We start from the raw sequence: 16,687 nt of genomic DNA, 5'->3' as shown, positions 1-16,687 counted from the left end.
CGCCCGTCGGGCTCCGTCAACCGTCGTCGTGCCGCAAGCGTTCCTGGAGACGGGCCCCTCGAGGGCATCGTTGCTCGGGGCGGGGGAGTTCCATGGGGTTCCGCAGGCTAGCGCGCGGTACCAAGGAGTTCCTGGAGGAGACGGTCGGAGAGGCCGTCGTAGAAGCGATGCTCTCCCTGCTCGCCTGCGCTCTGCCGGCCGGGCTGGTGCTGATCGCGCCTACCTGAGCTGGTCGTTCAGCCCGGGGCTGACCTTGGCCGGGGCGGCTCTGCTCAGCCTCATCCTCGCCCACGGCGCGTGGGCGACCTTCCGCGATCCTGCGAAGGGCCGACACCGGACTCTCACGGTCATGGCCATGACCGGATTCACGTTCGCCGCCGCGACGGCGGTCTTCCTGCTGCTCTACGCCACCGACTGCGGCTGTTTGTGACGGTGTGCGCGCGGAACTCGATGGCCGCCCGGCGACGCGATCCCTACCCTGGCCCCATGCCTCCCGCCAAGACCTCCTACGTCTGCCTCCCCTGCCGGGCCTCGTACAAGCAGCCCCACGGCCCCACCAGGCCGCGGAGCTGCCCGCGTTGTGCTGAGTCGATGATCCACGTGGGGTCGGCGTTCGCCGCGCCGCGCCGGCGGGACGTGGCGGCCTGGCGGACCCTCACCGTGCTGCTGAACGCCGGCGTCGGGTTCCACAAGAGCTGCTGCGGCGGGCCCGGTTACCGGCCCCGCACACTCCGGGAGGTGCGCGAACGCCTGGCGTACGCCGGGCGCAGCGGTGAGCCGGTGTCCACGGCGCTCGTACGGTACGACGTGCCCTGACCCGCGCCGATCCCGCGCTGGAAGGTGCCCGTCCGGGGCGGCCCGGCCAGGAATCAGTCGGCGGCTATGACTCAGCCGGCGGCGAGGAGTTCGAGCGTGTCGATCACGCGGTTCGAGAAGCCCCACTCGTTGTCGTACCAGGCGACCACCTTGACGTGGCGGCCGTCGACGCGGGTGAGGGCCGAGTCGAAGATCGCCGAGGCGGGATTGCCCGTGATGTCGGACGACACGAGCGCGTCTTCCGAGTACTCGAGTACGTCGGCGAGCGGCCCCTCTGCCGCGGTGCGGTACGCCGCCAGCACGTCCTCGCGCGTCACGTCGCGGGCGACGGTCGTGTTGAGTTCGACGATCGATCCCACCGGAACCGGTACGCGGATCGAGTCGCCGGACAGCTTGCCGTCGAGGTTCGGCAGCACGAGGCCGATCGCCTTGGCGGCGCCGGTCGTGGTCGGCACGATGTTGACGGCGGCGGCGCGGGCGCGGCGGGCGTCGCGGTGCGGGCCGTCCTGCAGGTTCTGCTCCTGCGTGTAGGCGTGCACCGTCGTCATGAAGCCGTGCTCGATTCCGGCCAGATCGTCGAGCACCTTCGCCAGCGGCGCGAGCGCGTTGGTCGTGCACGAGGCGTTCGAGACGATCGTGTGCACCGCAGGGTCGTACGCGTCGGTGTTGACGCCGAACGCGAGCGTGACATCGGCGCCGTCCGCCGGCGCGCTGACGAGTACCTTCTTCGCGCCCGCGTCGAGGTGCGCGCGGGCGGCCTTGGCCGAGGTGAAGCGGCCGGTCGCCTCCAGCACGATGTCGGCGCCGAGCTCGGCCCACGGCAGCCGCGCCGGTTCGCGCTCGGCGAGCACGGTGATGCGGCGGCCGTCGACGACGAGGACGTCCCCGTCGACCGTCACCGGGCGGCCGAGGCGACCCGCCGTCGAGTCGTAGGAGAGCAGCCGCGCGAGGGCGGCGGGCTCCGTGAGGTCGTTGACGGCGACGACTTCCAGGCCGCTGTCGCGTTCGAGCAGCGCGCGCAGGACGTTGCGTCCGATGCGGCCGAATCCGTTGATGGCGATGCGCGTCATGAGTGGTGGTGTCCCTTCCGGTCCCTGCGGGTTCGCCTCCAGGTTCGCCCGCTACGGCCGCCGGTGACAGCGGCGTGATCGCCACGGTCCGAAAGGATCGCGCCAGGCTATTCGTCCCGGGAGAAGGTGCGCCGGTACTCGCTCGGCGTGGTGCCGAGGATGCGCTGGAAGTGGAGCCGCAGATTCGTCCCCGTACCGAGGCCGGCATCGGCGGCGATCTGCTCGATGCTGCGCTGCGAGCGCTCCAGCAGTTCGCGGGCCATGTCGATACGAGCGCGCATGACCCACTGCATCGGCGTGTACCCCGTGTCCTCGGCGAAGCGCCGCGAGAAGGTGCGCGGCGACACCGCCGCGTGCCGGGCGAGTACGTCGAGGGTGAGGGGCTCGGCGAGCCGGTGCAGCGCCCACTCCCGGGTGGCGGCGAACCGCTCGCCGAGCGGCTCGGGCACGCTGCGCGGCACGTACTGCGCCTGCCCGCCGCTCCGGTAGGGGGCCGCGACGAGCCGCCGGGCCGCGTGGTTGGACGCGGCCACCCCGAGGTCGCCGCGCAGGATGTGCAGGCACAGGTCGATGCCGGAGGCGGCACCGGCCGAGGTGAGCACGCTGCCCTCGTCGACGAACAGGACGTTCTCGTCGACCCGGACGCGCGGATGCCTCGCGGCGAGCGCCCGTGTGTAATGCCAGTGCGTCGTGGCCCGCCGGCCGTCGAGCAGACCGGTCGCGGCGAGCGCGAAGGCCCCGGTCGAGATGGCGGCGAGCCGCGCGCCCCGGTCGTGCGCGCCGACCAGCGCATCGACGACGGCCCGCGGCGGATCGTCCCGGTCCGGAAACCGGTAGCCGGGAACGAAGACGATGTCGGCCCACTCCAGCGCGTCGAGCCCATGGGCGACGGAGTACGACAGCCCGTCGCCGCCGGTCACGAGCCCGGGAGCCGCACCGCAGACCCGTATCTCGTACGGCATGCTCGCGCGGGTCGTGAACACCTGCGCGGGAATCCCGACGTCGAGCGGCTTCGCCCCCTCCAGCACGAGGACGGCGACGCGATGCGGGGACGGGGCGGGCACGGGGAAGAGGGTACGCGGGGCACGGGCGTCGGCTCGGTCGCGGGCGCCGGGTGCTCGTGCCCGTCGGCCGGGCACCGATGCATCTGATTGCATAAAAGTGCAGCGCTGCGTATAGTCATGCCATCGACGAGGAGGGTTCCGATGGTGGTACGCGCAGCGGTGGCAGGGGCGAGCGGATACGCCGGCGGTGAGCTGCTCCGCCTTCTGCTGGCGCACCCGGGCGTCGAGATCGGTGCGCTCACCGGACACTCCAACGCCGGGCAGGCCCTCGGCTCGCTCCAGCCGCATCTGCGGCCGCTGGCCGACCGGGTGCTGGAGCCCACCACCGCCGAGGTGCTCGCCGGGCACGACGTCGTCTTCCTGGCGTTGCCGCACGGGCAGTCCGCAGCCGTGGCCGAGCAGCTGGGCGACGAGGTGCTCGTGGTCGACATGGGGGCCGACTTCCGGCTGAAGGACGCGGGGGACTGGGAGAAGTTCTACGGGTCGCCGCACGCCGGGACCTGGCCCTACGGGCTGCCCGAGCTGCCGGGTGGGCGGGCCGCGCTCGCCGGGTCCAAGCGGATCGCGGTGCCGGGGTGCTACCCGACCGCCGTGTCGCTCGCGCTCTTCCCGGCGTACGAGGCCGGTATCGCCGAGCCGGAGGCCGTCATCGTCGCCGCTTCCGGGACCTCCGGTGCGGGCAAGGCGGCCAAGCCGCATCTGCTCGGCTCCGAGGTGATGGGCAACATGACCCCGTACGGCGTCGGCGGCGGCCACCGCCACACGCCCGAGATGATCCAGAACCTCAGCGCCGCCGCCGGGCAGCCGGTCACCGTCTCCTTCACGCCCACCCTCGCGCCCATGCCGCGCGGCATCCTCGCCACGTGCAGCGCGAAGGCGACGCCGGGCGTGAGCGCGGAGAGCCTGCGCGCCGTGTACGGGAAGGCGTTCGCGGACGAGCCGTTCGTCGACCTCCTGCCCGAGGGCCAGTGGCCCGCCACCGCCGCGGTGTACGGCTCCAGCGCCGTACAGATCCAGGTCGCGTACGACGAGGCCGCCGGGCGGATCGTCGTCGTCACCGCCATCGACAACCTCGCCAAGGGCACCGCGGGCGGCGCCCTGCAGAGCATGAACATCGCCCTCGGGCTCCCCGAGGACACAGGTCTCACGACGATCGGAGTGGCACCGTGAGCGTCACGGCAGCACAGGGATTCTCGGCGGCGGGCATCGCCGCCGGAATCAAGGAGAGCGGTAACCCGGACCTGGCCCTCGTGGTCAACCACGGGCCCCGTCGCGCCGCCGCGGGCGTCTTCACCTCCAACCGCGTCAAGGCCGCCCCGGTCCTCTGGTCCGAGCAGGTCCTCAAGGGCGGCGAGGTCACCGCCGTCGTCCTCAACTCCGGTGGCGCCAACGCCTGTACGGGACCCAAGGGGTTCCAGGACACCCACGCCACCGCCGAGAAGGTCGCCGAGGTGCTGGAGGGCCACAGCGCGGGAGAAGTAGCCGTCGCCTCCACCGGCCTCATCGGGCTCCTGCTCCCCATGGACAAGCTCCTCCCCGGCATCGAGCAGGCCGCCGCCGCGCTCAGCGAGCACGGCGGCGAGAAGGCCGCCATCGCCATCAAGACCACCGACACCGTGCACAAGACGGCCGTCGCGGGCGGCGAGGGCTGGACCGTCGGCGGCATGGCCAAGGGCGCCGGCATGCTGGCCCCGGGCCTCGCCACCATGCTCGTCGTCCTCACCACCGACGCCGACGTGCCCGCCCCGCAGTTGGACGCCGCCCTGCGCGACGCCACCCGGACCACCTTCGACCGGGTCGACTCCGACGGCTGCATGTCCACCAACGACACCGTGCTCCTCCTCGCCTCCGGCGCCAGCGGCATCACCCCGGACCAGGCCGCGTTCGCCGAGGCCGTACGGGCCGTCTGCGACGACCTCGCGCGGCAGCTCATCGGGGACGCCGAGGGCGCCTCCAAGGACATCCGGATCGAGGTGATCAACGCGGCCACCGAGGACGACGCCGTCGAGGTCGGCCGGTCCATCGCCCGGAACAACCTCCTCAAGTGCGCGATCCACGGCGAGGACCCCAACTGGGGCCGGGTCCTCTCCGCCATCGGCACGACGAAGGCGGCCTTCGAGCCGGACCAGCTCAACGTCGCCATCAACGACGTCTGGGTCTGCAAGAACGGGGGAGTGGGGGAGGACCGCGACCTGGTCGACATGCGCTACCGGGAGGTCAAGATCACCGCCGACCTCGCCGCCGGCACCGAGTCCGCCGTCATCTGGGCCAACGACCTCACCGCGGACTACGTCCACGAGAACAGCGCGTACAGCTCATGACGACGGCGCGGAAGCACACCGCACTCCCGAAGGCGCAGATCCTCATCGAGGCGCTGCCCTGGCTGACCCGGCACCACGGCAAGACCGTCGTCATCAAGTTCGGCGGCAACGCCATGATCGACGAGGAGCTGAAGGCCGCCTTCGCGCAGGACGTCGTCTTCCTGCGGCACGCCGGGCTCAAGCCCGTCGTCGTGCACGGCGGCGGCCCGCAAATCAGCGCCCAGCTCGACAAGCAGGGCCTGGTCAGCGAGTTCAAGGCCGGGCTGCGGGTCACCACCCCCGAGGCGATGGACGTCGTACGGATGGTCCTCGCCGGACAGGTCCAGCGCGAACTGGTCGGCCTCCTCAACCAGCACGGCCCCCTCGCCGTCGGCATGACCGGCGAGGACGCCCACACCATCACCGCCACCCAGCACCGGCCCACCATCGACGGCGAGTCCGTCGACATCGGCCGGGTCGGCGAGATCACCGCCATCGACACCGGGGCCATCCAGGCGCTGCTCGACGACGGCCGCATCCCGGTCGTCTCCTCCATCGCCCGCTCCGCCGACGACCACCACGTCTACAACGTCAACGCCGACACCGCGGCCGCCGCGCTCGCCGCCGCACTGAACGCCGAGACGCTGATGGTCCTCACCGACGTGGAGGGGCTGTACGAGGACTGGCCCAACAGCGACGACGTCATCAGCCGCCTGACCGCGAGCGAGCTGGAGAAGCTGCTGCCCGAGCTGTCCAGCGGCATGGTCCCCAAGATGCAGGGCTGTCTGCACGCCGTCCGCAACGGCGTCGAGACCGCCCGTGTCATCGACGGCCGGGTCCAGCACTCGATCCTGCTGGAGATCTTCACCGACGAGGGCATCGGCACGATGGTCGTGCCGGACGCCCCCATCGACGTACACACAGGGCCTGAACTGGGGGCATCATGACCGGCACCGACAGCAGCGGACTCACCTCGCGGTGGCAGGGCGCGCTGATGGACAACTACGGCACGCCCCGCCTGTCGCTCGTCCGCGGGGAGGGCGCCCACGTCTGGGGCGAGGACGGCACCCGCTACCTCGACTTCGTCGGCGGCATCGCGGTCAACGCCCTCGGCCACGCGCACCCGGCCGTCGTGGAGGCCGTCTCCACGCAGGTCGCCTCGCTCGGCCACGTATCGAACCTGTTCATCGCGGAGCCGCCGGTCGCCCTCGCCGAGCGGCTGCTCCAGCTCTTCGGCCGCCCGGGCCGGGTCTTCTTCGCCAACTCCGGCGCCGAGGCCAACGAAGCCGCGTTCAAGATCGGCCGGCTCACCGGGCGCACGCACATGGTCGCCACCGACGGCGGCTTCCACGGCCGGACGATGGGCGCGCTCGCGCTGACCGGCCAGCCTGGAAAGCAGGAGCCGTTCGTCCCGCTGCCCGGCGATGTCACGCATGTGCCGTACGGAGACGTGGACGCCCTGCGCGCAGCGGTGACCACCGACACCGCCCTGGTCATCATCGAGCCGATCCAGGGCGAGAACGGTGTCGTCGTCCCGCCCAAGGGCTACCTGGAGGCGGCCCGGGAGATCACCCGCGCCACCGGCACGCTGCTCGTCCTGGACGAGGTCCAGACCGGCATCGGCCGCTGCGGCCAGTGGTTCGAGCACCAGGCCCACCAAGGCGTCGAGCCGGACCTCGTCACGCTCGCCAAGGGGCTCGGTGGCGGACTGCCGATCGGTGCGACGGTCGCGTTCGGCCCGGCGGCCGACCTGCTGAAGCCGGGTCACCACGGCACCACGTTCGGCGGCAACCCGGTCGCCTGCGCCGCCGGACTCGCCGTCATCGACACCCTCGCGGCCGACGGCGCGCTCGACGAGGTCAAGCGGCTCGGTGAGAAGATCCGCGACGGCGTGGACGCGCTCGGACATCCGCTGGTTTCCCATGTCCGCGGCAGCGGCCTGCTGCTGGGTATCGTGCTCACCGGACCCCTCGCACCGCAGGTGCAGCAGGCGGCCCAGGGAGCCGGCCTCCTGGTGAACGCGCCCGCCCCCGATGTCGTACGGCTCATGCCGCCGCTGATCATCGGTGACGCGGAGGTGGACGCGTTCCTGGAGATCCTGCCGAGCGCTCTCGACGCGGCACACGGGGACGGACGATCCGGAGCATGACCCTCCGGAGAATGAGGCGACGACGATGACCGAGGCGCAGGAGACCGAGCACGGCGGACCGTCCGTGCCGCAGACCCGCACCGCCCGCCACCGCCGGATCGTGGACATCCTGAACCGGCAGCCGGTCCGCTCGCAGAGCCAGCTGGCCAAGCTCCTCGCCGACGACGGGCTGAGCGTCACCCAGGCGACGCTCTCCCGCGACCTCGACGAGCTGGGCGCGGTCAAGATCCGCAACACCGGCGGCGAGCTGATCTACGCGGTGCCGAGCGAGGGCGGTTTCCGCACCCCGCAGGCGCCGCTCGGCGGCTCGGCCAAGGAGGAGCGGATGCGCAGGCTCTCGGCCGAACTGCTCATCTCGGCGGAGGCCTCGGCCAACCTGGTGGTGCTGCGTACGCCGCCGGGCGCCGCGCAGTTCCTCGCCTCGGCCATCGACCAGGCCGAACTGCACGACATCCTCGGCACGATCGCGGGCGACGACACGCTGATGCTCATCAGCCGCGACGCGAACGGCGGTCAGGCGCTCGCCGACCACCTGCTGAGGCTCGCTCAGAACGACCGCTGACCTCTTCTAGTAGCGCGTGATCGCGGTCGGGCCCGAGGAGGTCCCGACCGCGATGTGCGGCCGCCGCTCCGGCTTCGCCCAGGCCAGGATCTCCGCCATGGCGTCGGCGGGCACGGACACACAACCCGCCGTCGCCCCACGCCCGTTCACATGCAGGAAGATCCCCGCGCCCCGGCCCCGTACCGGACGGTCGTAGTTGAAGCCGATCACCAGCGCGTGGGCGTACTGCGTCCCGTACGTGACCAGGTGCTCGGCCTCGTCCGCCCGGCAGTCGGCGGGACGCGGTTCCACCCAGCGGTTGTACGCGCGCGAGGCGTTGTCCTGGCACCACCAGGAGTCCTCGGTCACCTTGCGGTAGGGATACCGCGTCCCCGCCGGGGCGTCCTGGATGCCGAAGGCGTACGGCAGGTCGTACAGCCCGGTCGGTGTGGTGCTGGTGCCCTGCTCGCGGCTGCCGCCCTCGACCAGCCCGTTCGCCCCGAACCGCGCGTCCGCCGAGCCCGCCGCCACCCACCGGCCCCCGCGCCGCTCCCACCAGGTCACCGTGCCGGTGGTCGAGCCGGTGTCCGGGGCCTCGGCCGTGATCAGCTGCGAACCACCGCCCGTGTCCGCCAGCCGGTACGGGAGGGGAGGCGGGCTGTCATCGGGTGTGGCTCCGAGGGAGCCCAGGGCCAGCGTGAGGAGTACGGCGAAGGTCGGGAGAGGTCGTCGGCGCATGCTCCGGACCGTACGGTGGCCGGGGCCGTCGACCCACCGGACCTGCTCCGTACGGCCCAGCGGCCCACCCCGGGAGAGCCCCCGAGAGCCCCAGAAAGCCACCGGAGATGCCGGGTCGCCCCCGGGGGCTCGGCCCGATGGCCCGAGGTCGGCGCGGGGCCGGACCCGGTCTCCGCCGCTAAGCCGGGCGACGGCACCCGGCGAGGAGGGCCTCGACCATCCGCCCGGCGTCGGCCCGGTCGTAGTCGGGGCCGGTGATGCAGAGGTTCCCGATGGCGCGCATGAGCGTGTAGGCGGTGATGCCGGGGTCGACCTCGTCGTCGGCGGCGCAGGCGTCGAGCAACGTCGCGCAGGCCGGGACCAGGGTGTCGAGCATGAGGGCGTGGAGGTTCTCCAGCCCCGGATCACCGGACCCAAGGGCGGCACCGAGACCGTGCTTGGTCACCAGGAACTCCACGAACGCGTCCACCCAGCGGGTCAGCGCGGTGAACGGGGAGGCCGATTCCTCCAGGAGGCGGGGAGCGAGTGCGGTGCAGGCGTCGATCTGGTGGCGGTAGACGGCGGTGACGAGGTCCGCCCGGGTCGGGAAGTTCCGGTAGATCGTGCCCACGCCCACGCCGGCGCGCTCGGCGATGTCGCGGATGGGGGCTTGGACGCCCTGGTCCACGAAGACCGCCGACGCGGCGGCCAGCACACCGCTGCGGGTGCGCTGCGCCTGTGCCCGGCGTACTCCGACCGGCTCCGTCACGGGACCTCCATTGCTCGCGGAACAATGTTCCGCTAAATTGGCGGAACGATGCTCCGCCAAAGTATGGCAGGGCGGCCCCATGGAGAAAGCGCAGGTCCCCCATGTCTTTCCGCCCTCTCGACCGGCCGGTCGTCGCGGTCAAGCCCATCACCGTCCCCGCACCCGGCCGCGGCATCGACCTCCAGGTCAAGGTCACCGCTCCGCTGTCGGGCCACGACCTGCCCGTCATCGTCTTCTCCCACGGCAACGCCTGGTCCCTGGACGGATACGAGCCCCTCGTCGACCGGTGGGCGGCCGCCGGATTCATCGTGGTGCAGCCCACCCACCTGGACTCCCGCCGCAACGGCATCGGGTGGGACGACCCGCGCTTCGCCACCATCTGGCGCGTCCGGATCGCCGACCTCCACGCGGTCCTCGACGGCCTCGGCGACATCCTTCTCCAGGCCGGCGACCTGGCGACGCGGGTCGACCGTGAGCGCATCGCGGTCGTCGGCCACTCCTGGGGCGCCCAGAGTGCCGGTGCGATCCTCGGTGCGCGGGTGCTCGACGCCGACGGCGTTCCCGGCGAGGACTTCTCCCACCCGGCGGTCTCGGCCGGCGCGCTGATCGCGGCGACCGGAACCGGCGACACGCTCACCCCGTTCGCCGCCGAGCACCTTCCGTTCATGAGGCCGGACTACTCCATCATGACCACCCCGGCCCTGGTCGTCGCGGGCGGCAAGGATCAGTCGCAGCTCTCCACCCGGGGCCCGGAGTGGTTCACCGACGCCTACCACCTCAGCCCGTCCCCGAAGGCCTTGCTCACCATCGCCGAGGGTGAGCACACCCTGGGCGGCCTGGCCGGTGAGATGGCCGCCGAGACAACCGACGAGGACCCTGCCCGCGTCGCGCTCGTCGCCGACGCGGTCTCGGCCTACCTCCTCGACGCCTTCAAGCTCGACGGCACCGGGTGGACCGCCCTTGGTGCCGCCGCGCCCGGCGACGGCGCGTGGAGCATCGCCGTCAAGTGAGCTCGACCGGCCAGCAGAATCCGGCCCGTATGGCCGTCCTCACCACACCTGACCTGCGCTTTTGACAAAGCATACGGAGTACCGCATAGTTATACCCATCAGTGATTGCACCGTAAGGAGAAACCCGTGACCGAGCGCGTCGTACTCGCCTACTCGGGCGGCCTGGACACCTCCGTCGCCATCGGCTGGATCGCCGAGGAGACGGGCGCCGAGGTCATCGCCGTTGCCGTGGACGTCGGCCAGGGCGGCGAGGACCTGGACGTCATCCGCAAGCGCGCGCTCGCCTGCGGTGCCGTCGAAGCCGAGGTCGCGGACGCCAAGGACGAGTTCGCCGAGGAGTACTGCCTCCCGGCGATCAAGGCCAACGCCCTCTACATGGACCGCTACCCGCTGGTCTCGGCCCTCTCCCGGCCGACCATCGTCAAGCACCTCGTCGCCGCCGCCAAGAAGCACAACGCCGGGATCGTCGCCCACGGCTGCACCGGCAAGGGCAACGACCAGGTCCGCTTCGAGGCCGGTATCTCCGCGCTTGGCCCCGACCTGAAGTGCATCGCCCCGGTCCGGGACTACGCGATGACCCGGGACAAGGCGATCGCCTTCTGCGAGGAGAAGAACCTCCCGATCGCGACCACCAAGAAGTCCCCGTACTCCATCGACCAGAACGTCTTCGGACGGGCCGTCGAGACGGGCTTCCTGGAGGACATCTGGAACGCGCCGATCGAGGACATCTACGAGTACACCTCCAACCCCGCCACCCCGCGCGAGGCCGACGAGGTCGTCATCTCCTTCAAGGAGGGCGTGCCCGTCGCCATCGACGGCCGGCCCGTCACCGTCCTCCAGGCGATCCAGCAGCTCAACGAGCGGGCCGGCGCCCAGGGCATCGGCCGGATCGACATGGTCGAGGACCGGCTCGTGGGCATCAAGTCCCGTGAGGTGTACGAGGCGCCCGGCGCGATCGCGCTGATCACCGCCCACCAGGAGCTGGAGAACGTCACCGTCGAACGCGAGCTGGCCCGCTACAAGCGGCAGGTCGAGCAGCGCTGGGGCGAGATGGTCTACGACGGCCTGTGGTTCTCCCCGCTGAAGCGGGCCCTGGACGGCTTCATCAACGAGGCCAACCAGCACGTCACCGGCGACATCCGGATGACCCTGCACGCGGGCCGCGCCGTCGTCACCGGCCGGAAGTCCGACGAGTCGCTGTACGACTTCAACCTCGCCACCTACGACTCGGGCGACACCTTCGACCAGTCCAAGGCGCAGGGCTTCATCGAGCTCTTCGGCCTCTCCGCGAAGATCGCCGCCAAGCGCGACCTCGCCTGACCCTCGCTCGTTGTACAGCCGCCTCCCCGTCCGCACGCGGCAGGGAGGCGGCCGCATATCCGCACCCATGCCTTGTGCCTTTGCCTTCCGCCTTTGTCTTTGCCTTTGAGGAGCACGCAGTGAGCAGCAACAACGGTGACGTCCGGCTCTGGGGCGCGCGTTTCGCCGACGGGCCGGCCGAGGCGCTGGCCAAGCTGTCGGCCTCCGTCCACTTCGACTGGCGGCTCGCGCCGTACGACATCGCCGGCTCGCGCGCCCACGCCCGCGTCCTCAACAAGGCGGGCCTCCTCACCGAGGACGAGCTGACCCGGATGCAGGAGGGCCTGGACCGGCTCGAAGCCGATGTCGCGGACGGCTCCTTCACCGGCACCATCGCCGACGAGGACGTCCACACCGCCCTGGAGCGCGGACTGCTGGAGCGGCTCGGCCCCGACCTCGGCGGCAAGCTGCGGGCCGGCCGGTCGCGGAACGACCAGATCGCCACGCTCTTCCGGATGTACCTGCGCGACCACGCCCGGATCATCGGCGGCCTGATCGCCGACCTCCAGGGTGCGCTGGTCGGCCTCGCGGAGTCCCACCCGGACGTGGCGATGCCCGGCCGCACCCACCTCCAGCACGCCCAGCCGGTGCTCTTCGCCCACCACGTGCTCGCCCACGTCCAGTCGCTGTCCCGGGACGCCGAGCGGCTGCGCCAGTGGGACGAGCGCACGGCCGTCTCCCCGTACGGCTCCGGCGCGCTCGCCGGCTCCTCGCTCGGCCTCGACCCGGAGGCGGTCGCCGCCGACCTCGGCTTCGAGCACGGTTCGGTGGGCAACTCCATCGACGGCACCGCCTCGCGGGACTTCGTCGCCGAGTTCGCCTTCATCACCGCGATGATCGGCGTCAACCTCTCCCGGATCGCCGAGGAGGTCATCATCTGGAACACGAAGGAGTTCTCCTTCGTCACCCTCCACGACGCCTTCTCCACCGGCTCCTCGATCATGCCGCAGAAGAAGAACCCGGACATCGCGGAGCTGGCCCGGGGCAAGTCCGGCCGCCTCATCGGCAACCTGACCGGCCTCCTCGCCACGCTGAAGGCGCTGCCGCTCGCGTACAACCGCGACCTCCAGGAGGACAAGGAGCCCGTCTTCGACTCCTGCGACCAGCTCGAAGTCCTGCTCCCCGCCTTCACCGGCATGATGGCCACGCTCACCGTCAACCGCGAGCGCATGGAGGAGCTGGCCCCGGCCGGCTTCTCGCTCGCCACCGACATCGCGGAGTGGCTGGTGCGGCAGGGCGTGCCGTTCCGGGTCGCGCACGAGGTCGCCGGTGCCTGCGTCAAGGAGTGCGAGCAGCACGGCATCGAGCTGGACGAGCTGACCGACGAGCAGTTCGCGAAGATCTCCGAGCACCTCACCCCGGAGGTCCGCACGGTCCTCAACGTGCGCGGCGCCCTCGCCTCCCGCAACGGCCGGGGCGGAACGGCACCCTCCGCCGTCGCCGTCCAGCTCGCCGAGGTGAAGAAGGACCTGGAGGCGCAGAACGCCTGGGCGACCGCCCGCCGGTAGCCGTACCACGTCGCGCAGGCCGTACGACCTCGCGCAGGCCGTACGACCTCGCGCAGGCCGTACGACCTCGCGTACGTACGGTCGCGCCCGGGCGGCGTACGTACGGTGTCGTCGCAGGTGTACGAAAGGTGGAGCGGGCTACGTTGACCGGGGTAGGAGTACCGCAACCGACCCCGAGGAGCCCGCGATGCCCTTCACCGCCCTGGCCACCGCGACGACCCCGACCGCTCACATCGGACTGGGACTCGCAGCCGTCGGGAGGCCCGGATACATCAACCTCCACCGGGACCAGGACTTCCCCGACGGCAGGGACGTGGAGGACCTGCGCGCCCGTACGCACGAGCTGCTGGACGCGGCGTACGCGCAGGGCGTCCGGTACGTCGACGCGGCCCGCTCCTACGGCCGCGCCGAGGAGTTCCTCGGCGAGTGGCTGGACGCCCGGCCCTCCTTCACCGACCTGGTCGTCGGCTCCAAGTGGGGCTACACCTACACCGCCGACTGGAACACCGAGGCCGAGGCCCACGAGGTCAAGGACCACAGCCTCGCCACCTTCGAGCGCCAGCGCGCCGAGACCCGCGAACTCCTCGGCGACCGGCTCGACCTCTACCAGATCCACTCGCTCACCCCGGACAGCCCGGCCCTCGCCGACAAGGAGCTCCACGAGCGCCTGGCCGCCCTCGCCGCCGACGGGGTCGCCGTCGGCTTCTCCACCAGCGGCCCCCACCAGGCCGACGCCATCCGCGCCGCGCTCGCGCTCACGGTCGACGGCAACCCGCTCTTCCGTACCGTCCAGGCCACCTACAACGCCCTGGAGACCTCGGCCGCCCCCGCTCTCGCCGAGGCCCATGACGCCGGCCTCACCGTGATCGTCAAGGAGGGCATGGCCAACGGGCGGCTGGCCGGGGACGAGGCGCCCGCCGTCTTCCGTGAGATCGCCGCCGACGCGGGGGTGGGCGGCGACGCGGTGGCCCTGGCGCTCGTCCTGCACCAGCCGTGGGCCGGGGTCGTCCTCTCCGGCGCCGCCACCGCCACCCAGCTCGCCGGCAACCTGCACGCTCCCGTGGTCGGCCTGGACGAGGAGCAGAGGGCCCGGCTGGACGCGCTGGTGGAGGAGCCGGAGTCGTACTGGCGCCACCGCGCGGCCCTGCCCTGGCACTGAGCCGAAAGCCGCTGAGCCGAAAGCCGCTGAGCCTGAAGGAGCTCGTCAGCCGGTCAGGACGACGAGCTCCTGAGTGGCCCGCGTCATCGCCACATAGCGGTCGACCGCCCCCGCCACGCCCTCCCCGAACGCCTCCGGATCCACGAGCACCACCAGATCGAATTCGAGGCCCTTCGACAGCTCCGGCGTCAGCGACCGTACGCGCGGCCTCGCCCGGAACGCCGGATCACCGATGACACACGCGATCCCGTCCGCGTGCGCGGCGAGCCAGCTGTCCAGGACCGCGTCGAGATCCGCCACCGGGCCGTATACGACCGGCAGGCCACCGGAGCGGATCGAGACCGGCACATTGGCGTCCGGCAGCACGGCCCGGATCACCGGCTCGGCCTCCGCCATGACCTCCTGAGGCGTCCGGTAGTTGACGGTCAGCGAGGCCGAGGACACCCGGTCCAGCCCGACCCGCCCCAGCCGCTCCCGCCATGACTCCGTGAACCCGTGCCGGGCCTGCGCGCGGTCGCCGACGACGGTGAAGCTGCGGGACGGGCACCGCACCAGCAGCATCTGCCACTCGGCGTCGGTCAGCTCCTGCGCCTCGTCCACGACGATGTGCGCGAACGGGCCCGCCAGCCGGTCCGGTTCGGCGCCGGACGATCCGTCCGGGTCGACCAGGGTGTCCTTCAGGTCCTGGCCGTGCAGCATGACCAGCGCCCCTTCGCTGTCCACATCGGCGTCGGCCAGGGTCTCGTCCGCGAGGAGCGCGTCGATGACCTGGGCCATGCCCGCGCGTTCGGCGGCCACGGCCGCCCGCGCCCGCTGCCTGCGCCGCCACGCCTCCGGATCACCGACCCGCTGCCGCGCCGCGTCCAGGACCGGCAGATCGGAGACCGTCCAGGCCTGCGCGTCCGCACGCTGCAACAGCCGCACCTCGTCCCGGGTGAGCCACGGGGCGGCCAGGCGCAGATAGGCGGCGACCGACCAGAGATCACCGACCAGCTCGGCCGGATCCAGCAGCGGCCACGCCCGGTCGAACGCGGCGGCCAGCTCCCGGTCCTGGCCCAGCGCCTTCCGGACCAGCTCCGGAGCGACCTCCTCACCGTCGTACTTCTCCACCAGGAGCGTGAGCAGCTCCTCCCGGACCTGGTCGCGCGCCTCGTTGTGTACGGCACCGGGCCCGGCGGTCTCGAACGCCACGGCCCAGTCGGCGGCGGTCAGCCGGAGGTCGGCCCAGGGGGTCGTGACCGTCAGGGGCTCGGTGGGCGGCTCTTCGTAGAACCGTACGGCGGTCTCGACGGCCCGCACCAGCTCCGCCGACGCCTTCAGCCGCGCCACCTCCGGGTCGGCCTCGGCGGCGGCCGTGGCCCCTTCCTCCACCAGGTCCCGCAGTGTGCAGGTCTGTACGCCCTCCTCACCGAGGCTCGGGAGCACATCGGCGACGTACCCGAGGTAGGGCCGCGACGGGCCCACGAACAGGACCCCGCCCCGGCGGTGCGCGAGGCGCGGGTCGGAGTACAGCAGGTACGCGGAGCGGTGCAGCGCGACGACCGTCTTTCCGGTACCCGGCCCGCCGTCCACCACCAGCGCGCCCCGCGAACTCGCCCGGATGACGGCGTCCTGGTCGGCCTGGATGGTGCCGAGCACGTCCCGCATCCGCTCCGACCGGTTGGTGCCGAGGCTCGCGATGAACGCGGACTGGTCGTCGAGCGCCGCATGACCGGCGAAGGCGTCCGGCGCGAACACCTCGTCCCAGTAGTCGCTGATCCGGCCGCCGGTCCAGCGGTACCGGCGGCGGCTCGCCAGGCCCATCGGATTGGCGTGGGTGGCGCCGAAGAAGGGTTCGGCGGCGGGGGAGCGCCAGTCCACCAGCAGCCGGTGGCCCTCGCTGTCGGTGAGGCCGAGCCGGCCGACGTACACGGGCCCGGAACCGTCCTCGGCGACCATGCGCCCGAGGCAGAGGTCGAGCCCGAAGCGGCGCAGGGTGCGCAGGCGGGCGGTGAGCCGGTGGATCTCGGCGTCCCGGTCCATCGCCTGCCGTCCGGTGCCGCCGGGTGCCCGGCGCTCGGCGTCGAGCCGGCCGGTCAGCTCGGCGATCGACGCGTCGAGGGTCCGGGCGACGGCGGCGAAGTGCCGCTCGTCGGCGGCGATGAGGGCCGGGTCGGCCTTGGGGGAGAGGCGGTCGGGGAGGTGGAAGGCGGTGGTGGTCATGGTGGTGCGTTCCGTTCTGCGGG

Annotated in this window: 17 protein-coding genes; 12 read left to right on the top strand and 5 right to left on the bottom strand. The window is 72.0% G+C overall.

The features are described 5' to 3' along the window. Positions 1-92: 92 nt before the first annotated feature. Genes ACQP09_RS04295 through ACQP09_RS04285 form a run of 3 tightly spaced genes read left to right on the top strand, consistent with a single transcriptional unit; the run spans position 93 to position 816 of the window. Complete coding sequence (locus tag ACQP09_RS04295) at positions 93-227, top strand: hypothetical protein (protein WP_433396115.1); 135 nt, start codon at positions 93-95, stop codon at positions 225-227. A 26-nt stretch (positions 228-253) separates the two neighbouring features. Then, a complete protein-coding gene (locus ACQP09_RS04290) occupies positions 254-430 on the top strand; it encodes a hypothetical protein (RefSeq protein WP_433396113.1) in 177 nt (58 codons plus the stop codon). Between the two features lie 56 nt (positions 431-486). After that, positions 487-816: a deoxyxylulose-5-phosphate synthase gene (locus ACQP09_RS04285; RefSeq protein WP_433396111.1), complete on the top strand. Its 330-nt coding sequence runs from the start codon at positions 487-489 to the stop codon at positions 814-816. A 71-nt stretch (positions 817-887) separates the two neighbouring features. On the opposite strand, the gene gap is transcribed toward ACQP09_RS04285, so the two are convergent. Continuing rightward, positions 888-1,886 (bottom strand): type I glyceraldehyde-3-phosphate dehydrogenase, encoded by a 999-nt coding sequence (gap, locus tag ACQP09_RS04280; protein ID WP_433396109.1) that lies wholly within the window; start codon positions 1,884-1,886, stop codon positions 888-890. Positions 1,887-1,993: 107 nt separating this feature from the next. Continuing rightward, positions 1,994-2,950 (bottom strand): GlxA family transcriptional regulator, encoded by a 957-nt coding sequence (locus tag ACQP09_RS04275; protein WP_433396107.1) that lies wholly within the window; start codon positions 2,948-2,950, stop codon positions 1,994-1,996. Between the two features lie 141 nt (positions 2,951-3,091). Here ACQP09_RS04275 and argC point away from each other — a divergent pair, with 141 nt between their 5' ends. The 5 genes from argC to ACQP09_RS04250 are packed head-to-tail and all read left to right on the top strand — an operon-like array spanning position 3,092 to position 7,961. Then, a complete protein-coding gene (argC, locus tag ACQP09_RS04270) occupies positions 3,092-4,120 on the top strand; it encodes an N-acetyl-gamma-glutamyl-phosphate reductase (protein ID WP_433396105.1) in 1,029 nt (342 codons plus the stop codon). Next, positions 4,117-5,271, top strand: coding sequence for a bifunctional glutamate N-acetyltransferase/amino-acid acetyltransferase ArgJ (gene argJ / locus ACQP09_RS04265; RefSeq protein WP_433396104.1), 1,155 nt, complete (start codon positions 4,117-4,119; stop codon positions 5,269-5,271). The genes argC and argJ overlap by 4 nt, the downstream gene beginning before the upstream one ends. Beyond that, positions 5,268-6,197 carry an acetylglutamate kinase gene (gene argB / locus ACQP09_RS04260; RefSeq protein WP_433396102.1) on the top strand — a complete coding sequence of 310 codons (930 nt, stop codon included), beginning with the start codon at positions 5,268-5,270 and terminating at the stop codon, positions 6,195-6,197. The genes argJ and argB overlap by 4 nt, the downstream gene beginning before the upstream one ends. Further along, positions 6,194-7,399 carry an acetylornithine transaminase gene (locus tag ACQP09_RS04255; protein WP_433396100.1) on the top strand — a complete coding sequence of 402 codons (1,206 nt, stop codon included), beginning with the start codon at positions 6,194-6,196 and terminating at the stop codon, positions 7,397-7,399. Before argB ends, ACQP09_RS04255 begins: the two co-directional genes overlap by 4 nt. A gap of 25 nt (positions 7,400-7,424) precedes the next feature. After that, the gene (locus ACQP09_RS04250) at positions 7,425-7,961 is read left to right on the top strand and encodes an arginine repressor (protein ID WP_084744976.1); all 537 of its coding nucleotides are present in this window, start codon (positions 7,425-7,427) and stop codon (positions 7,959-7,961) included. Positions 7,962-7,967: 6 nt separating this feature from the next. On the opposite strand, the gene ACQP09_RS04245 is transcribed toward ACQP09_RS04250, so the two are convergent. Continuing rightward, the gene (locus ACQP09_RS04245) at positions 7,968-8,678 is read right to left on the bottom strand and encodes a L,D-transpeptidase family protein (protein WP_433396098.1); all 711 of its coding nucleotides are present in this window, start codon (positions 8,676-8,678) and stop codon (positions 7,968-7,970) included. A gap of 178 nt (positions 8,679-8,856) precedes the next feature. After that, the gene (locus tag ACQP09_RS04240) at positions 8,857-9,426 is read right to left on the bottom strand and encodes a TetR/AcrR family transcriptional regulator (RefSeq protein WP_433396096.1); all 570 of its coding nucleotides are present in this window, start codon (positions 9,424-9,426) and stop codon (positions 8,857-8,859) included. A gap of 101 nt (positions 9,427-9,527) precedes the next feature. Here ACQP09_RS04240 and ACQP09_RS04235 point away from each other — a divergent pair, with 101 nt between their 5' ends. The 4 genes from ACQP09_RS04235 (at position 9,528) to ACQP09_RS04220 (ending at position 14,462) form a co-directional block, all read left to right on the top strand. Then, the gene (locus ACQP09_RS04235) at positions 9,528-10,436 is read left to right on the top strand and encodes an alpha/beta hydrolase family protein (RefSeq protein WP_433396095.1); all 909 of its coding nucleotides are present in this window, start codon (positions 9,528-9,530) and stop codon (positions 10,434-10,436) included. A gap of 126 nt (positions 10,437-10,562) precedes the next feature. Continuing rightward, on the top strand, positions 10,563-11,756 hold the full coding sequence (locus tag ACQP09_RS04230) for an argininosuccinate synthase (RefSeq protein WP_403212098.1): 1,194 nt from the start codon (positions 10,563-10,565) through the stop codon (positions 11,754-11,756). Positions 11,757-11,875: 119 nt separating this feature from the next. Then, a complete protein-coding gene (gene argH / locus ACQP09_RS04225; protein ID WP_433396092.1) occupies positions 11,876-13,303 on the top strand; it encodes an argininosuccinate lyase in 1,428 nt (475 codons plus the stop codon). 187 nt (positions 13,304-13,490) lie between these two features. After that, positions 13,491-14,462, top strand: a complete 972-nt coding sequence (locus ACQP09_RS04220) for an aldo/keto reductase (protein ID WP_432147796.1) — start codon at positions 13,491-13,493, stop codon at positions 14,460-14,462. Between the two features lie 45 nt (positions 14,463-14,507). Here the strand turns inward: ACQP09_RS04220 and helR are convergent, their stop codons facing one another. Next, positions 14,508-16,664, bottom strand: a complete 2,157-nt coding sequence (helR, locus tag ACQP09_RS04215; protein ID WP_433396090.1) for an RNA polymerase recycling motor ATPase HelR — start codon at positions 16,662-16,664, stop codon at positions 14,508-14,510. Positions 16,665-16,687 lie beyond the last annotated feature (23 nt).

It is taken from the genome of Streptomyces sp. CA-146814 (genome assembly GCF_050942385.1).
Classification (GTDB): domain Bacteria; phylum Actinomycetota; class Actinomycetes; order Streptomycetales; family Streptomycetaceae; genus Streptomyces.
Note: the sequence above shows the minus strand (reverse complement) of the source record. Positions and strands in the feature narration are given on the sequence as shown.

What these genes read in the sequence shown, in the direction of transcription:
- argB (WP_433396102.1), top strand. Translation starts at nt 5,268, where the DNA reads ATGACGACGGCGCGGAAGCACACCGCACTCCCGAAGGCGCAGATCCTC.
- ACQP09_RS04220 (WP_432147796.1), top strand. Translation starts at nt 13,491, where the DNA reads ATGCCCTTCACCGCCCTGGCCACCGCGACGACCCCGACCGCTCACATC.
- ACQP09_RS04285 (WP_433396111.1), top strand. Translation starts at nt 487, where the DNA reads ATGCCTCCCGCCAAGACCTCCTACGTCTGCCTCCCCTGCCGGGCCTCG.
- ACQP09_RS04235 (WP_433396095.1), top strand. Translation starts at nt 9,528, where the DNA reads ATGTCTTTCCGCCCTCTCGACCGGCCGGTCGTCGCGGTCAAGCCCATC.
- ACQP09_RS04255 (WP_433396100.1), top strand. Translation starts at nt 6,194, where the DNA reads ATGACCGGCACCGACAGCAGCGGACTCACCTCGCGGTGGCAGGGCGCG.
- gap (WP_433396109.1), bottom strand. Translation starts at nt 1,886, where the DNA reads ATGACGCGCATCGCCATCAACGGATTCGGCCGCATCGGACGCAACGTC.
- argC (WP_433396105.1), top strand. Translation starts at nt 3,092, where the DNA reads ATGGTGGTACGCGCAGCGGTGGCAGGGGCGAGCGGATACGCCGGCGGT.
- ACQP09_RS04250 (WP_084744976.1), top strand. Translation starts at nt 7,425, where the DNA reads ATGACCGAGGCGCAGGAGACCGAGCACGGCGGACCGTCCGTGCCGCAG.
- ACQP09_RS04245 (WP_433396098.1), bottom strand. Translation starts at nt 8,678, where the DNA reads ATGCGCCGACGACCTCTCCCGACCTTCGCCGTACTCCTCACGCTGGCC.
- ACQP09_RS04295 (WP_433396115.1), top strand. Translation starts at nt 93, where the DNA reads ATGGGGTTCCGCAGGCTAGCGCGCGGTACCAAGGAGTTCCTGGAGGAG.
- helR (WP_433396090.1), bottom strand. Translation starts at nt 16,664, where the DNA reads ATGACCACCACCGCCTTCCACCTCCCCGACCGCCTCTCCCCCAAGGCC.